The sequence below is a fragment of the Brevibacillus ginsengisoli genome (genome assembly GCF_050113715.1).
Lineage (GTDB): Bacteria > Bacillota > Bacilli > Brevibacillales > Brevibacillaceae > Brevibacillus_H > Brevibacillus_H ginsengisoli.
On record NZ_JBNJQR010000016.1, the window covers coordinates 1 to 17,295 of the forward strand.

12 protein-coding genes, 9 tRNA genes and 1 pseudogene are annotated in these 17,295 nt (G+C 44.0%); 20 read left to right on the plus strand and 2 right to left on the minus strand.

What is annotated here, in order from left to right:
• Position 1: 1 nt before the first annotated feature.
• From ACQCN2_RS23040 to ACQCN2_RS23085, 10 genes are all read left to right on the plus strand, one after another.
• Positions 2 to 78 (plus strand) — tRNA-Met (locus tag ACQCN2_RS23040).
• A 73-nt stretch (positions 79 to 151) separates the two neighbouring features.
• Positions 152 to 228 (plus strand) — tRNA-Asp (locus ACQCN2_RS23045).
• 59 nt (positions 229 to 287) lie between these two features.
• Positions 288 to 363 (plus strand) — tRNA-Phe (locus tag ACQCN2_RS23050).
• 5 nt (positions 364 to 368) lie between these two features.
• A tRNA-Trp gene (locus ACQCN2_RS23055) sits at positions 369 to 442 on the plus strand.
• 19 nt (positions 443 to 461) lie between these two features.
• A tRNA-His gene (locus ACQCN2_RS23060) sits at positions 462 to 537 on the plus strand.
• Between the two features lie 9 nt (positions 538 to 546).
• Positions 547 to 621: transfer RNA gene (locus ACQCN2_RS23065), tRNA-Gln, on the plus strand.
• Positions 622 to 630: 9 nt separating this feature from the next.
• A tRNA-Gly gene (locus ACQCN2_RS23070) sits at positions 631 to 706 on the plus strand.
• 61 nt (positions 707 to 767) lie between these two features.
• Positions 768 to 842: transfer RNA gene (locus ACQCN2_RS23075), tRNA-Cys, on the plus strand.
• A gap of 98 nt (positions 843 to 940) precedes the next feature.
• A tRNA-Leu gene (locus ACQCN2_RS23080) sits at positions 941 to 1,023 on the plus strand.
• Positions 1,024 to 1,192: 169 nt separating this feature from the next.
• Entirely contained in the window at positions 1,193 to 2,521 is a 1,329-nt protein-coding gene (locus ACQCN2_RS23085) for a purine/pyrimidine permease (protein WP_426931295.1), read from the plus strand.
• Between the two features lie 28 nt (positions 2,522 to 2,549).
• On the opposite strand, the gene ACQCN2_RS23090 is transcribed toward ACQCN2_RS23085, so the two are convergent.
• Positions 2,550 to 3,224: a B3/B4 domain-containing protein gene (locus ACQCN2_RS23090; protein ID WP_426931296.1), complete on the minus strand. Its 675-nt coding sequence runs from the start codon at positions 3,222 to 3,224 to the stop codon at positions 2,550 to 2,552.
• A gap of 142 nt (positions 3,225 to 3,366) precedes the next feature.
• Here ACQCN2_RS23090 and rnhA point away from each other — a divergent pair, with 142 nt between their 5' ends.
• The 10 genes and pseudogenes from rnhA to ACQCN2_RS23140 all read left to right on the plus strand — a co-directional run.
• A complete protein-coding gene (gene rnhA, locus ACQCN2_RS23095) occupies positions 3,367 to 3,801 on the plus strand; it encodes a ribonuclease HI (protein ID WP_426931297.1) in 435 nt (144 codons plus the stop codon).
• The gene (gene queG, locus ACQCN2_RS23100) at positions 3,798 to 4,943 is read left to right on the plus strand and encodes a tRNA epoxyqueuosine(34) reductase QueG (protein ID WP_426931298.1); all 1,146 of its coding nucleotides are present in this window, start codon (positions 3,798 to 3,800) and stop codon (positions 4,941 to 4,943) included. The genes rnhA and queG overlap by 4 nt, the downstream gene beginning before the upstream one ends.
• Positions 4,944 to 4,956: 13 nt before the next feature.
• Complete coding sequence (locus tag ACQCN2_RS23105) at positions 4,957 to 5,496, plus strand: methylated-DNA--[protein]-cysteine S-methyltransferase (RefSeq protein ID WP_426931299.1); 540 nt, start codon at positions 4,957 to 4,959, stop codon at positions 5,494 to 5,496.
• A gap of 82 nt (positions 5,497 to 5,578) precedes the next feature.
• Positions 5,579 to 6,757: an amidase domain-containing protein gene (locus ACQCN2_RS23110; RefSeq protein WP_426931300.1), complete on the plus strand. Its 1,179-nt coding sequence runs from the start codon at positions 5,579 to 5,581 to the stop codon at positions 6,755 to 6,757.
• Between the two features lie 114 nt (positions 6,758 to 6,871).
• Entirely contained in the window at positions 6,872 to 7,339 is a 468-nt protein-coding gene (trmL, locus tag ACQCN2_RS23115) for a tRNA (uridine(34)/cytosine(34)/5-carboxymethylaminomethyluridine(34)-2'-O)-methyltransferase TrmL (protein ID WP_426931301.1), read from the plus strand.
• A 17-nt stretch (positions 7,340 to 7,356) separates the two neighbouring features.
• Positions 7,357 to 8,082, plus strand: coding sequence for an HAD family hydrolase (locus ACQCN2_RS23120; protein ID WP_426931302.1), 726 nt, complete (start codon positions 7,357 to 7,359; stop codon positions 8,080 to 8,082).
• 849 nt (positions 8,083 to 8,931) lie between these two features.
• Positions 8,932 to 10,830: a PrkA family serine protein kinase gene (locus ACQCN2_RS23125; protein WP_426931303.1), complete on the plus strand. Its 1,899-nt coding sequence runs from the start codon at positions 8,932 to 8,934 to the stop codon at positions 10,828 to 10,830.
• 12 nt (positions 10,831 to 10,842) lie between these two features.
• A complete protein-coding gene (gene yhbH, locus ACQCN2_RS23130; RefSeq protein ID WP_426931304.1) occupies positions 10,843 to 11,997 on the plus strand; it encodes a sporulation protein YhbH in 1,155 nt (384 codons plus the stop codon).
• Between the two features lie 1,269 nt (positions 11,998 to 13,266).
• Entirely contained in the window at positions 13,267 to 14,976 is a 1,710-nt protein-coding gene (locus tag ACQCN2_RS23135) for a methyl-accepting chemotaxis protein (protein WP_426931305.1), read from the plus strand.
• Positions 14,977 to 15,161: 185 nt separating this feature from the next.
• Positions 15,162 to 15,305: pseudogene (locus ACQCN2_RS23140) on the plus strand (sporulation protein YhbH); the annotation flags it as partial.
• A gap of 246 nt (positions 15,306 to 15,551) precedes the next feature.
• On the opposite strand, the gene ACQCN2_RS23145 reads toward ACQCN2_RS23140, so the two are convergent.
• Positions 15,552 to 16,688 (minus strand): zinc-dependent alcohol dehydrogenase, encoded by a 1,137-nt coding sequence (locus tag ACQCN2_RS23145; protein WP_426931306.1) that lies wholly within the window; start codon positions 16,686 to 16,688, stop codon positions 15,552 to 15,554.
• Positions 16,689 to 17,295: the final 607 nt, after the last annotated feature.

Consider the following 17,295-nt stretch of genomic DNA (forward strand, 5'->3'; position numbering starts at 1 on the left):
TCGCGGGATGGAGCAGCTCGGTAGCTCGTCGGGCTCATAACCCGAAGGTCGCAGGTTCAAATCCTGCTCCCGCAACCAAATTTACCTGCACTACGTCGATTTATCATTGAAGTAGTTCTCGTAAAGTGAAACGCAAATACATACTTTTTATGGAGCTGTGGTGAAGTTGGAGTTCACGCCGGTCTGTCACACCGGAGGTCGCGGGTTCGAGTCCCGTCAGCTCCGCCATTTATTTATCGACGGAGATTACGCCTTATTTAGGCATGCTCCGGAATTTTTAATATCGTGGCTCGGTAGCTCAGTCGGTAGAGCAGAGGACTGAAAATCCTCGTGTCGGCGGTTCGATTCCGTCCCGAGCCACCATTTGTAGGGGCATAGTTTAAAGGTAGAACGAAGGTCTCCAAAACCTTTGGTGTGGGTTCGATTCCTACTGCCCCTGCCATTTACAGATCTATAACTTGGCGGTCGTGGCGAAGTGGTTAACGCATCGGATTGTGGCTCCGACACTCGTGGGTTCGATTCCCATCGATCGCCCCATTTTTATTTTGGGGTATAGCCAAGTGATAAGGTAACGGACTTTGACTCCGTCATTTCTAGGTTCGAATCCTAGTTCCTCAGCCATTTAACGATGCGGACGTAGCTCAATTGGTAGAGCGTCGCCTTGCCAAGGCGAAGGTCGCGGGTTCGAGACCCGTCGTCCGCTCCACTATGATGTAAGATGGTCTCTCACCGATAACTTTGTACATACGATATAGGTTTCCCGATCTGGAGGTATAGCCAAGTGGTAAGGCACGGGTCTGCAAAACCCTTATCCCCCGGTTCAAATCCGGGTACCTCCTCCATTCAATTAAACTAAATGTTGTTTGTATCGTTTTAAAAAAGATCTTGATTATCAAAACATTGTGTGCTATAATTATTTGTATAGCGATTAATTGGATATGCCGGTATGGCGGAATTGGCAGACGCGCGCGACTCAAAATCGTGAGGGAAACCGTGGGGGTTCAAGTCCCTCTACCGGCACCATAACTTAGTGTATAAGCGTTTTTTCGTTTTTTAGCGGAGAAGCGCTTTTTTATTTTGTCTACGTATTCGGAAGAGTCATATCCACATTGAAATGTATAAATGGTTTTTTGTATACTTTTTATGTGCTAATGTTTATAAAAAGAGGCGGAAAGAAAATGGAGAGAGAGTCATGAAATATAAGCTGTATGATCGGCCTCCGTTAGGGGTGTCACTTTTAACAGCGTTGCAGTGGATCATTGTAACACTGTCCAGCACCATTGTTGTACCCATTGTTATAGGAGATGTTTATGGTCTAGGTACGGAACAAGTAGGATTATTTATGCAACAAACGATTTTTTATGTAGGATTGGCCTCATTATTTCAGGTACTTTGGGGGCATCAGTATCCGATGATGGACGGACCTGCCGGACTTTGGTGGGGAATCTATTTGATACTTGCTCAGATTGGAATCAGCCTGGGGCAAGATCCAATAGCGATTGGCCAATCGTTTGAGCTTGGACTTATCATAGCAGGGGTTATTTTTATCATTCTCGGTGCAACCAAGTGGATCGGACGAATTCAGAAGTGGTTTACACCAATCACAACCGGAATTTATATGACGTTATTGGCTATTTCTTTATGCAGTACGTTCGTAAAAGGGTTGCTGGGAGTTGGCTATCATCATTCCACAAAGGTTTTACCCGCGGTTGCCCTCGCTTCGCTCGTCATAATCGTGTTGGTTCTTGTATTTATGCGCATACCCAAGCTTTCAAGCTATGCTGTCCTCCTTGGAATGGCGGTGGGATGGGCTGGTTTTGCTGTAATGGGCTGGGCTGATCCGGTGAAGCCAACAGATCATATCGTTGTATGGCCATCGATTTTATTCTGGGGTCCGCCTAAATGGGACGGAGGTATTGTTTTAACTAGTATCCTAACTGGATTCGTTCTATTGACAAACCTGATAACGAGTATGGTGGTTGTCGGGAGAGTTGTTCAACAGGAACCCACTCAGGGACAACTGAATAGAGGCGGGATCATGACCGGGGTGCCACATTTAATCTCGGGGATATCGGGAGTTGTTGGAATGATACCAATCTCGCTTGCGGCCGCCGTCATTGAAACAACCAAAATTGCTTCGCGCAGACCATTTATTTTCTCTATGATCGCGTTTATGGTGATTGGGATTTTGCCACCGATCTCTCAACTCCTAGCTTCCATTCCAACACCTGTCGCTTATGCAGCGATGTTTGTGACATATACTCAGCTTCTCGGCTTTGGTCTCAAGGACTTTGCCAAAGTGAATCTCGACCAGAGAACCATTACCATTATCGGAAGTGCGCTGCTTGTGGGAATCGGAGTGATGTTTGTTCCGGTGGACGCCTGGAAAAGCTTGAATCCACTGTTAAGTTATTTGCTTGGAAATGGGCTTCTTCTTGGGGTGTTACTTGCTTTATTACTTGAACATGTGGTGTTTAAGGAAAAGAAAACGAGTGAGGAAAAAAAGGCTCTACGTAACTAGAGCCTTTTTTTAAACCATAGAGCCCTTGCTAAGAAAAGCTGACTACTTCCATATGCGCCACATCACCGCCATTGATCTCGGTAAACATCCGAGCAGTCGAGCCCAGGATGGTTTCCTTGCGATTGGGGGAGAGTTCAGGATGAAAGAAGATGACCTGCACCAAATTGGTTGCCGTTTCCGTTACCATCGTACGTGTGGAATCCACTATGGGACTTCCAAAGGCGCCAGAGCGATCGGCAAGAACTAATTTATTTTCCATGTGTACGTCTCTGCCATTGATCCCTTGATACTGATCTGTTTCAAGACCAAGGCGGCAGACAATGGACTCATTGATTTTGCTTTGATCGTAAATTCCATAAGGCAAGGCATTGGTGACTGACAAAAAATTATTCATGTCTACCGCAGAATTAATCCAATGAAAAGGATTCCCCTGAAGAATTCTTCTGATGAGGGATTCAGATGAAGGACGATAACGTGAGGGGTCAATCCCTAATTGTTTAAAGGCTTGTCTCCAGCCGGCAACTCCTTCGATCTGAGAGATATCAGATATTGAATGATCAAGTCGAAGGGTTTCCATCAATAAATTAATACGACCTTGGAGCATTTTGGGTGATTCAGAGATCGAGATGTCAGCGTATTGGATGAATCCTAACGTAAAATTAGGAAGACGATCGATTACGGAATGATCGATGGCTAGTCTCATAGTAGAACTCCTTTCACAGCGTATTGAAGGGCAATATTTGGAAAAGCGGAATTTAAAATAGTATAGCATAAAATAAAATGATTTTTTTGTGGAAGCCTTTATCCTTCGGTACAATAGAATCAAGAGTTTGAGGAGGATGTTTATGAAAGAAGTAACGATTTATACAGATGGAGCTTGTTCCGGCAACCCAGGGCCTGGTGGATGGGGAGCGGTGCTTTTTTACGGTGAGCATAAGAAAGAGATGTCTGGCTCCGCGGACAATACCACGAATAATCGGATGGAGCTAACTGCAGCAATTGAAGCGCTCAAGATACTAAAGGAGCCTTGTCGTGTCACGCTTTACAGTGACAGCGCTTATTTGGTGAACTGCTTTCATCAGGGATGGTATAAGGGATGGCTGAAAAATGGCTGGCGTAACAGCAAAGGGCAAGCGGTCGAGAATCAAGATTTATGGAAAGAGATTCTCGGCCTGACGGATAATCATCAAATCGAGTTTGTCAAAGTAAAGGGCCATGCAGACAATGTGTGGAACAATCGCTGTGACGAACTGGCGACTGGAGCTATCAACAGATCGTGAGTGACACAGTTTACTGGCAACAGACCAAACAAGCTGTTATCGATTACGCCAAACAAATTGGAATTGATAAAATCGGATTCGCTTCAGCAGATCCTTTTACCGAGTTGAGAGAGCGTTTGTATCATCACCGAGAGCAAGGGTACGAGTCAGGTTTTGAGGAGCCAGACATTGAGAAAAGGGTAGATCCCAAGCTGTCAGTAGAAGGCGCCAAATCGCTGATTGCCATTGCGGTTGCCTATCCATATAAGCTACCGAACCCCCCCAAGTCTGCCCCAGGCGCAACAAGAGGGATCATGAGCAGGTCAGCATGGGGAGTCGATTATCATCATGTACTTCGTGACAAAATGAAAAAGCTAACCGCGTACATCCAACAATTAGAGCCGAATGCCCGGATCGAATCGATGGTTGATACAGGGGCTCTCTCAGATCGAGCGGTGGCCGAGAGAGCGGGCCTTGGATGGATCGGGAAAAACAGTGCTTTAATTACTCCCGAGTTTGGGTCGTGGGTTTATTTGGGTGAACTGATTACCAATCTGCCTTTTCCGCCTGATCAGCCAATCGAAGATCAGTGTGGAGATTGTACGCTCTGTCTGGAGGCTTGTCCCACTCAGGCACTGGTTCAAGGTGGTCAATTAAATTCCCAAAAGTGTATTGCCTATTTAACTCAAGTGAAAGATTTCATTCCTGATGAATATCGAGCCAAAATCGGAAATCGCTTGTATGGATGCGACACCTGTCAAACGATTTGTCCCAAGAATGTCGGGAAGAACTTTACACATCATCCTGAGCTTCAGCCTGAACCGGAGCTAGTGAAGCCTTTATTAACTCCACTCTTAACGATAGGTAACAAGGAATATAAAGATAAATACGGGATTACGGCAAGTGCGTGGCGCGGAAAAAAGCCGATTCAGCGAAACGCGATCTTAGCGCTGGCGCACTTCAAGGATAAAAGCGCTGTACCAGAATTAAGCAAGCTGCTGACCAACGATCCGCGTCCAGTCATTCGCGGGACGGCGGCGTGGGCATTAGGTAAAATCGGCGGTGAACAAGCATTACAAGTCTTAGAAAAGGCGCTTCAAAATGAATCGGAGACAGATGTTCTGGAGGAAGTGGAGAAGGGATTAGCAATGTTACGGGTATAGGGGGAGAATGTGAATGAATGAAATGACAATTGGTTATTCAATGATGGAATCGCCTATTGGACCATTACTTCTTGCTTCGACAGACAAAGGATTATGTTTGGTAGAATTCGGGCCAGAGGAAACTACACTTGCTGGATTGCAACTATGGTGCCGGAAGTGGAGACTACATGCCAATGTCGAGTGTGACGACAGCAAGCTTCTCATGGTGAAGCAGCAGCTGGAGGAGTTTTTTGCGGGTCAACGCCGTTCGTTCACAATCTCACTTGACCTGTATGGAACCCCCTTTCAAAAAGCCGTCTGGCAAAAGCTTAGGGAAGTTCCTTATGGAGAACTCCGAAGCTACAAGGACATGGCGGTTGCTGTTGGTGCCGAGAAAGCAGTTCGGGCAATCGGGGGAGCGAACAATCGCAACCCAATTCCTGTGGTGATTCCTTGTCATCGTGTGATTGGTTCGAATGGTTGCCTTGTCGGCTACGGGGGAGGGCTCTCCATCAAGGAGCATTTACTTGCACTCGAAGGCTCCTATGATCCTGTCAGCCAACGTATAATTTAATTCAGTCTCATGAAAGACCATAGCCCCCCATATAATGATTACAGGTTTTTTGCGAGGCTAAAATGGGAAGGCGGGGTGGATCGTGGGACTTTCATGGAAAGAGTACGTGAAGGAATACGTGGAGAAACTCAATCAGACGTATCTCGATGGTAAATTGGAGCGGTTGGTTGGATTTTTTTCTGCTGATGAAACGATTACCCGAGAAATTCAGAGATGGTCCCGAGAGATTGAGCGATCCCAACAAAACGGAATACAACTGATCGCCTCCAAAATTCAGGTCGTTCCCTTAACCTATGGCAACCAACCCGAGCAGGTTTTCGCGGCTGATTTATTGATTCATCAGAAGTTGTATTATAAACAAGGCGATCAGACCTATCTGAAGGAAAATCGCCTTGTGCAACCGGTTGAGTTAAAGCCGGACAAATATGGGTGGGCGTTTATTCGTCCGTGGGGTTGGTTTCTGGATCAAATAGGTAAAGATAACGGGACAGCTCAAGCGGACACAGCTCGAGTGGAGACCACGCAGGTTGACACGAATCAGGACACAGATCAGACTGATTCAACTCAATTAGAAACGGCTCCAGGAGACTCAACGCCTGCAGACACGGCTCCAATAGAAACAGTTTCAGGACATCCAGGTTCTCTAGGGTCCAATCACATCATGGTGAATCATAGCCAGACGAAGGAAAACCAAAATGAAGCGAATGTGAACCATAGCAACAAGCAACCGGCTACAGATGAGAAAGCGCGAGAGGCTGCCAGAATAGCTCCCTACTACAATCGGGTGAAAGCGGTAGAGTATGCGAATGCTCATTGGAATCATCCTAATCCAGCATTTCATACATTTGAAGTAGACTGCACGAATTTTGTATCGCAATGCTTATATGCTGGCGGAATTCCGATGATCTATACCAATAATCAGGGAAGTGGTTGGTGGTACACAGGGAACAGTTGGAGCTGGAGTTGGTCTGTTGCCAACGCGTTATATTTGCTGCTTAAATCAGGGAAAGCTCCTTTTTACGCCCGGCAGATGGAAGCGCCTAATGAACTTCAGATTGGTGATGTCATTTGCTATGATTTTGATGGTAACGGTCATTGGCAGCATAATACCTTTGTCGTAGCCCACGATGAAAATGGAATGCCTTTGGTCAATGCGCGGACTTATGATAGCACTCATCGATATTGGGAGTATACCGATTCCACTGCCTATACGCCCAATATCCAGTATGCCTTTTTTCACATCTACGGGAAAATAACTTGATCAATAGCAAGCTGAAACCAGTTCATGACGAGCTGGTTTTTCTCTTTTAACTCGTCAATTGTTCTTTTGGTTAGTATAATAAGTAATTGAGTTAGCAAAGAAGGGATCTTACATATGCCGTTACACATTGTCTTACACGAACCGCTTATTCCAGCAAATACGGGTAATATCGCACGTACCTGTGCAGCCACGGGGACGCATCTTCACTTAATTCATCCGCTTGGATTTTCTACGGAGGATCGCTATTTGAAGCGGGCTGGTCTTGACTACTGGCATGCCGTTACGATTCATCACTACGAGGATTTTGACCATTTTGCGAGAATGAATGATAATGGTGGTCGTTTCTATTTTGTTGAGACCTCAGGCAGTAAACTGTACTCTGAAGTTTCTTTTCAGGATGGAGATTATATCATTCTGGGAAAAGAAACGTCCGGACTGCCAGAGGAGATATTGGAACGATACCCCAAGCAGAACATTCGGATACCGATGGGCGGAGCGACTCGTTCGATTAATTTATCTAATTGTGCTGCGATTGTTGTCTATGAAGGTTTGCGCCAGATCGGATTTCCGGGTTTGGAGTAAAACAAAGGGGGGTAAGCATGTCGAAGCCAAATACGCTTCTGTTCGACCTGGACGGAACTTTATTGGGAATGAGAACGGAAGAGTTTGTTCATCAGTATATTGGGGAGATTTCCAAGTTTTTGGGAGACCGATTTGATACCAAGCTGGTTGTTCAATCTGTTTTCGGGGCAACCAAAGCGATGATTATGAGCCGAGAACCGGACAAGACGAATGAACAAGTCTTTACTGAGACGTTTTTGGAACAAACCGGGATTGCCAAAGAAGAGATCTGGCCGATCTTTGATCAGTTTTATCAGGAGGTTTTTCCGAATTTATCTCATCTGACTTACCCGTCCCCGCTCGCCAAACAAATTGTAGAAGCGGCCAAGGAAGCAGGTTACCGAGTTGTCGTGGCGACCAACCCCGTTTTCCCGAGGGACGCCATTCATAGCCGTCTGGCCTGGATTGAATTAAGCCCGGATGATTTTGAGTTGGTAACGGTTTACGAAGAATCCCACCATACGAAGCCTAATCTGGGGTACTTCCAAGAAATTTGCGATCGAATTGGGGTAACTCCGGCCGATTGCATTATGATCGGGAATCATATGCAGGAAGATATGGTTGCAAGCAAGCTGGGCATGACCACATTCCTGATGACGGATTACCTTGAGAACCGTGGAGAACCTATTTATCCTGTTGATCAACAAGGAAGCATGCAGGAGTTGTATGAACAAATTAAGAACCGCCATGGAATTTTTGCCTAAAAGGGATTACTTCTGAGGCACCAGAATATAAGAAGAACGAAATGAGAAAAGACTTCGTCCCTCTGTGCTCTGTTTAAGCTCGCGTGTAGCATCTGTTGTCCGCTCCGGTCACTTCGGAAGGGAGTCGACAAGAAAATCACTTCGCATCTCATTGACGTAAAGAATGCCGACTCTTTTTCCTTCCTACGTTCACTCCGCTTTGTTTCGCTTAAAATGAGCGTCGAGCGGACGAAATCTTTTCTTGGTGGGCTTGCGCGAAAGGAAGGTATGATTAATCACTTTACCTCTGTAAAGCAATTAAACATTCCGATATTATGAAGAAAGGCAGGGAGCCGAAACAGCTCTCTGCCTTTTTATGTATTCGAGTCAACCTTATGTTTTAGAGATTCCAAGTTTTATCTTCGTTGTATCCTGCTGTCAAAATGGCGCACAGGAAGCAGCCAAATACTAACGTTACGATAACCATACCCATGTGGATATCCCCTTCCGCTACATATTGTTCTAATTATAACTTAATCTGGATTTTTTGAAAATGGCATAACCACTCGTCTAGTGTGAACGAGTTGTGAACAGTAGGAGGTAGTACTTTTCTTGGGACAGAGCAACAAGTTTGTTTCTTTCGCATAAGTATAAAAAAAGCGTTGAGATTTTCCCCTCCAGTCAGTTATCCAGCCTCGTGGCGATTACACAATCATTAGGTTGTTGGAAAACATTATAAATATTTATCTACCAAAAAGGGAAGCATCCCTTTCATCCTTTTTACGAATGCGGCAAAATTACAAGTCATATACATGGAAGTACACTGTTGTACGAAAGAAGAGATGGGCGGTAAAGGGAGGAGTGACTAGCATGGATATTTTAAGACGGATCGCTGAGTACCGGGCCCGAGAAGAAAAGTTGACGTGGAGGGGCACGTTTGCTGAATACCTGGAACTGGTTCGTAAAAATCCTTTGATCGCGCAAACGGCGCACTCCCGTGTTTATAACATGATTAAAAGCGCCGGGATTGAAGAAAATGAGGATGGATCGCGTTCTTATCAGTTTTTTAGTCGAGAAATATATGGGTTGGATCGCGCAATAGAACGTTTGGCTGAGGAGTATTTTCACTCGGCCGCAAGACGGCTTGATGTGCGCAAACGGATTTTGCTTTTGATGGGGCCGGTCAGCGGAGGTAAATCGACTATTGTTACCATGCTGAAGCGTGGACTTGAGGATTATTCCAGAACAGATGACGGAGCTGTTTATGCGTTGGACGGCTGCCCGATGCACGAGGAGCCTCTACATCTTATTCCCCGTGAGCTTCGATCTGAATTGGAAGCGCAGCTGGGCATTCGAATCGAGGGTGAATTGACCCCTTACAATCGGATGCGTTTGGAGAATGAATTCGGCGGGCGGATTGAAGATTTTCCGGTTAGACGGGTCTTGTTCTCGGAAGCGCAGCGGGTGGGGATTGGCACATTCAGTCCATCTGATCCCAAGTCTCAAGATATTGCCGACTTAACAGGAAGCATCGACTTTTCTACCATTACGCGATATGGCTCGGAGTCAGACCCGCGGGCCTATCGATTTGACGGGGAATTGAACAAGGCGAATCGCGGGTTGATGGAGTTCCAGGAAATGCTCAAATGCGATGAGAAGTTTCTTTGGCATCTGCTTTCATTGACGCAGGAGGGGAACTTTAAGGCGGGGCGTTTCGCGTTAATCAGTGCGGATGAGTTAATCGTGGCGCATACGAACGAAGCGGAGTACAAATCGTTTATAGCCAACAAGAAGAATGAAGCCCTTCAATCGCGGATTATCGTGATGCCTGTTCCATACAATCTGCGAGTAAGCGACGAAGAAAAAATTTATTCCAAACTGATCAAACAATCCGACTTGGGGCATGTGCATATTGCTCCACACGCACTGCGGGCTGCGGCTATTTTCTCGATTTTGACCCGATTGAAGGAATCGAAGAAGCAAGGGGCCGATCTGCTGAAAAAAATGCGCCTGTACGATGGTGAGATTGTGGAAGGATTCAAGGGCTCCGATCTTGATGAACTGCGGAACGAACACGCGGATGAAGGGATGTCCGGTATCGACCCGCGCCACGTTATCAACCGAATCTCCAGTGCGTTGATCCGTCGCGACACAGAATGCATCAATGCGCTTGATATTTTACGGGCTATGAAGGACGGTCTGGATGTTCACCCTTCCATCACGAAGGAGCAGAAGGATCGCTACTTGAACTTCATCTCGCTAGCCCGCAAGGAATACGATGAGCTGGCCAAAAAAGAAGTCCAAAAAGCCTTCGTTTACAGCTACGAAGAGTCAGCCAAGACCATGATGGACAATTACCTCGACAACGTGGAAGCGTATTGCAACAGCCACAAAATGCGTGATCCGATTACCGGCGAGGAGATGGATCCGGATGAACGTCTGATGCGCTCCATCGAAGAGCAAATTGGAATTTCTGAGAATGCGAAACGCGGGTTCCGTGAAGAAATTTTGATCCGAATTTCGGCGTATGCTCGCAAAGGCAAACGCTTTGACTATAGCACCCACGATCGTCTGCGTGAAGCGATTGAGAAAAAATTATTCTCCGATCTCAAAGACGTCGTGAAAATCACCACCTCTTCCAAAACACCGGATGAACACCAATTGAAGAAAATCAACGAAGTGACCAAACGACTGATTGAAGAGCACCATTATTGCCCGATTTGCGCAAATGAACTGCTGCGTTACGTAGGAAGTTTATTAAACCGATAAGGGGGGACCTCTATGGACGATTCTTCTTTTGTCGTCTCCAGAGAAGATTGGTCGCTCCACCGCAAAGGGCATCAGGATCAGAATCGACACCAGGAAAAAGTGAAAGAAGCGATAAAGAAGAACCTGCCCGATTTGGTCAGTGAAGAAAGCATTGTCATGTCGAATGGCAGAGAAGTCGTGAAGATACCCATTCGTTCGTTGGATGAGTACCGGTTTCGCTACAACTTCCAGAAGGGACAGCACGGCGGACAGGGAAAAGGCAATTCCAAAGTGGGAGACGTCATCGCCAAGGACGGTGACCCACAGCAAGGACCAGGCAAGGGTCAGGGAGCAGGCGATCAACCGGGTGTTGATTACTTTGAGGTAGAGATCAGTGTGGAAGAACTGGAAGAGATGCTGTTTGCGGAACTGGAGCTACCGAATCTGCAAAGCAAAGACGAGCAGAATATCATTGTAGAAGAAACCAGATTTAACGACGTCCGTAAAAAAGGTCTGATGGGCAACATCGATAAGAAGCGAACCCTGTTGGCGGCCATTCGCCGGAATGCCTTGGAGGGCTACAGCGATATGGAGCTAGGCATCACCAATGAAGACTTGCGTTTCAAGACGTGGGAAGAGATCATCAAGCCACACTCCAACGCAGTCATTATCGCGATGATGGATACATCGGGTTCGATGGGGATTTTCGAGAAGTACATTGCCCGCAGCTTTTTCTTCTGGATGCTGCGGTTCCTTCGTACCAAATACGAGAAGGTGGAGATCTGCTTCATCGCCCATCATACAGAAGCGAAGGAAGTAACGGAGGATGCCTTTTTTTCCAAAGGGGAAAGCGGGGGAACGATCTGCTCCTCCGCCTATCGCAAGGCCATCGAAATCATTGACCAGCGGTATCCTACTTCCCAGTACAACATCTATCCGTTCCACTTCTCCGACGGTGACAACCTCACTTCTGACAATGAACGCTGCGTGAAATATGTGAAAGAACTAATGGAGCGCTGCAATATGTTTGGGTATGGGGAAGTCAACCAGTACAACAGGCACAGCACCCTGATGAGCGCCTACCGCCACATCAAGGAGCCAAAGTTCATGCACTGCGTGATCCGGGAGAAGGGCGAGGTGTATAAGGCGCTGCGGACTTTCTTTGGGAAGAAGGAAGCTTTGACGTAAAGAGATGGTAAGGTCGTTTGAAGTGACAAATAAATAATGGTAACTGGAGTCGCTTTGTCGTAAAGACGGAGCGGCTTTTCTTTTATAGAAAAATTTTACTGGATGTTGGAAAGTCGTTTGGTTGGGATTTTTAAATGGATAGTTTTAGTAGGCAAATTGAAGTTTTGAGCTAATGGGTAGGTTAACGCAATATAAATAAGTTAAACTTTATATTACGATGTTTGGGGGAATACGAGTCCAAAGGAGATGGAGAGTGTTTTAATAAAATATATAAACGAATAACCGAAGTCGCTTTGTCGTAAAGACGAAGCGGCTATTCTTTTGTATACATGGATTACTGGATGATGGAGAGCCGTTTGTTTATTAGTTTCAAATGGATAGGTTTTGTAGGCGAAAAGAAGTTGTTGAGCTAACGGGCAGCCGACAATTCAGTAAACTTGTATTTAAATTGTTTCACTCAACTGATACTTTGATAGTTCAATAAACTTCTCCTTGAGGCTACCGTAAAATAATCGGTTGCATTACTTAATTTACAGGCAGTTTAATGAGAGAAGGTGTACACAGAAATTGGGTATCAAGTAAAGATTAAACCTAATCCAAAACAATTCAATGAGGTGAAAACTTGTCACACGTTAGAATAAGATGAGTTGAGTACGACTGAACCGTTAGCATTAATTTATGAGTTTGCACCACATAAGCAATCCGGAGACTATAAGGTTAATGAGAAACACGGATTACACTTAATATTCGAATGTACTCTAAAAAACAATTCAATACCGAAATTACCCCAAAAACCAGATCATCATCAGACGGCAGTGAAAAGGATTACTCTAGAAGAGCTAGAGTCCATTTTACTGATATCAAATATTAATCAGCAAATAATAAATTATGTTAAGAACAAAGGAATATCAAATTAATTGAAGATTTTCATTTAGATAATCTTCGTCTTTTAAATGATTAGTGAACTGTGACGTAGATTAAGAAAAAAGCAATGATGTAGTAAGTTTCACTCTAAATGTCAACAAACTATTAAACAGCGGCTACTACCCGGTACTCAACTGGGAAGTAGCCGCTGAGTTGTTATTTAGCAAATGGAATAAGTAGAAATTGAATGCATTTGTATAAAAGTGAGTTAAAAATGCATAAATTTGTATAAAATTGTAGAAAAATGTATAAAAATGTAGAATTATGTATAGCATTTCGATATAATTTCAAAGACTAATTTCCAGGTTATAAGGCGAAAGAACTAACTAAAGGAGGAGGTATTTCATGTTTATAAAAAATTTAAAAGTGAGAAATAAACTTTTGTTCTTAGTTTTAACTGCGGTACTGTTTATCGGAGGGGTTGGTTTTACAGGTTACATCTATATGAACCAAATGGCTCAAAACTCCAGTTCTATGTATACAGATCGCCTCTCTTCAATCAAGTTGATGTCTCAATTCCGTATTAATAACCGTGCGCTGGACGAGTCATTATTAGAATTGATGATTACGAGGAATCAACAGGAAAATCAAGAATTGAATAAGACTATTGATGATAAGATAAACGAAAACGATAAAATTTTGGCCAATTATGAAGGGACAAAGCTGGATCAGTTTGAAGTCGAAAGTCTACAGAAATTGAAAGACGAATACCGACAATTTTTGAGTGATTCGCACCAAATTCGCAATCTGGCCGTGGGTAATAGAAATGTGGAAGCGTATGATCAATACCATAACATTTTGAAGAGCATAAGAAATGACGTGAATCAGTTGGCTAATCAGTTGGGGGATTACAACGAAAAAGTAGCTGATCAATTAAATCAGGAAAACACAAATTACTACAATTTTGCTGTTACAGTCATGATTGCCATTATCCTTGTCACGATTGTTTTATGTTCGGGTATAGGTGTGTTAATTGCCCGCAATATTGTTACTCCCGTAAAGGAAATGCATGATCTGATGGAGAAGGCAGAGGGTGGTGACTTCACCGTTCAGGGCACGTACCGTTCTAAAGACGAAGTGGGAATGCTGACTCTGACTTTTAACCAAATGATAAACGGCTTACAAGGGGTAATCAAACAAGTTGCCGAAACATCCGAAATGGTGGCCGCCTCTGCCGAAGAATTGACGGCAAGTGCTGAACAGACAAGTAAGGCATCTGAACAGATCGCCTCTTCCGTTCAAGAGGTGGCTGTGGGTACAGATAGACAGGTACAGAGTGTGCAGGATGCTTCCAGAACAATGAATGATATGGTGTCTGGAGTACAGCAAATTGCGGTCAATGCCCAACATGTTTCTACAACCACTATACAAACAGCTGAAAAAGTGGAGGAAGGTAACGAAGCAATACAATTGGCTGTGAAACAAATCGCCTCCATCCAGGATAATGTCAATCATTTGGCAAGTGTGGTTAAAGGTCTGGGAGAGAGATCAACAGAAATCGGCCAAATCATTGACTTGATTACTGAAATTTCAGGACAGACGAATTTGTTGGCGTTAAACGCAGCCATCGAAGCTGCAAGAGCTGGGGAACACGGACGTGGATTTGCTGTAGTTGCCGATGAAGTGCGAAAATTGGCGGAACAATCGGCGGGTTCAGCACAGCAAATCTCTCGATTGATTTCTACAATACGGGACGAAACCGCCAAAGCGGTCTATTCAATGGAGAATACGGTAGATGAAGTGGCGGAGGGAATCAACTTGGTTAATACGGCTGGAGAGTCTTTTAACCAAATTCATTATTCTATTACAGATGTAGCTAACCAGATTAAACAAGTCTCCTCTGCTGTTCAACAACTGTCAACAGGAACAGACCAGATTACTCAATCTATCGATTTGGTGGCTGAAGTAGCAGAAATCAGTGCTGCAGGTACACAAAACATTTCAGCCGCAACTGAAGAGCAGTTAGCCTCTATGGAAGAGATTACTGTTTCATCAACCTCTCTATCAAAAATGGCAGAGGGGTTACAAAATCTTGTAGGTGGGTTTAAGATATAATTCCGTATTAAATATGATACATCATAGGTAATGCTTTCGTTTACGTGAGATCCCTTCACCTTCTTTTTCTTTAATAATTTTAAACATGTACTTTGTAACAGTTAAGTAGACATGGCCATTTTTGAAACTCCATGAAGGTAGGGGGAAGAAAGTGAGTCGTAAAAAGTCCAAAGCCAAGTTTTTAATACAACCGCCACTCCACGTTGATGAGCGCCTACCGCAACATCAAGGAGCCGAAGTTCATGCACTGCGTGATCCACGAGAAGGGTGAAGTGTATAAGGCGCTGAGGACTTTCTTTTGGGAAGAAGGAAGTGTTGACGTAGGGTAAGATAAGGTCGCTTTGTCGTTGAGACGGAGCGGCTTTTTTATTCATTTGCAGATTCGATCCCGAAGAGGAGGAGTTATTGAAGAAACGGGCAGAATTACGTAATAACGGCCTTCAGGTTAATGGGTGGACATTTAAAAGCTATTATGGTAAAAAATAAAACCAGTCTCAGACTGGTTTGTCAAACGGAGATAAATAGGAAATAACTGTCCTAAAAAAGCCCGTGGAAAGAATGGTTAACAAGCTCTTCTATGGTTTAAGGACCACTTTTATACAGTCATCTAATTTTTCGTCGAAAATTTCGTAAGCATGTTGAGCTTCTTTTAGTGGAATGCGATGAGTAATAATATCTGTTGGATCAAATTCTTGATTCACGATTTGCCTGTACAACTCTGGCATATAATGAATAACAGGAGCTTGCCCCATTTTTAACGTAATATTGCGAGCAAACAGATCACCAAGGGGAAAGGCATTGTACCTTAATCCATACACACCTACAAGTTGGATTGTGCCGCCCTTGCGCACAGCCTGACTTCCAATTAGAATCGCGCCCATGGAACCTCCTTGAAGCTTCAAGGCTGTTTCAACCTGTTCCATTATTGTCATTTTGCCGTCCATACCTACACAGTCTATTACCACATCTGCTCCACCATGTGTCATCTCTTTTAGGTGACTGCCGACATTGTGGAACTTTGTAAAATCAACGACTTCGACTCTATTTACACGTTTCGCATGATCAAGCCGATACTGGATATAGTCAACAGCAATGACTCTTTTTGCTCCCTTCATCCAAGCAAATTTCTGTGTTAAGAGTCCAACGGGACCGCAACCCAATACGATAACCGTGTCGTCAGGTTTTACACCAGCGTTATCCACTCCCCAGTAAGCTGTGGGAATGATATCTGATAGAAAAAGAATCTTTTCATCCTCCAGTTCGCAATCTTTCGGAACAACAAAGGGAGTGAAATTCGCGAAAGGAACACGAAGCAGTTCCGCTTGTCCACCAGCGTAGCCCCCGTATGAGCCTGTATAACCGAAATACCCCCCAGTCTCACCATTTTCATTGGAATTGTCGCATTGGCTCTCTAAATCATGCTGACAGAAATAGCATTGTCCGCAAGCAACGGTAAACGGTACAATAACTCTGTCTCCTTTTTTTACTCTTGTTACACCTGGTCCAACCTCTTCTACAATCCCCATCGGCTCATGACCGATAATATAATCTTCCTGTAAGTTTTGAACCATCCCATGTACTAGGTGCAAATCAGAACCGCAAATAGCTGTACTGGTAATTCGCACAAGAATATCATCATGCTTTTCAATTTTTGCATCAGGAACGTCTTTGACTTGAATATCTTTAATTCCTTGGTAAGTTACGGCTTTCATCTAAATCTCACCTTTCTTAAGGAACATCTAGATGTAAAATTCCCTTAATTGATTTAGTCTATGAGGGTTCGTAATCATGACAATACTAAGAATTATAGTGATTTTTCAAAACGCACGATTTATTAAACAAGGAGGGATGACCACAGAAATTGAAGATCGTTGGTCAGTAGTACTTTGTAAATAACAAAAGACTTATAAAAGAGATAAACATTAGGAACTAATGCTAATCCCAAAAACTGTATTTGATATGTTGGTACTAAACGTGATAGATTATTAATCCACCCGCGTGGTGCTAATGTAACCGAGTAGTAGTTTCCAAATATTGAGGGTTGAATTCAGAAAGATAATCATGATATATTGTTCTTCCGGCCAACGAGAGCACGAGATTCTGAAATGAAACTCTAGCGATTGAGTGGCGAACCTACCAAATATTGCGGGTTGAAATGGTGTTTCAAATGTGTTATATTATAAATCTGCCACTCACCACGAGATGGTTGATGAATAAACTAAATGCTCTTTGAAAACTGAACAATAAACGTTTAGTGAATGAAACACTAGCCAAGCAAAACTGTTTTGAAGTTTAGAATCAACTCAACTTTATTGGAGA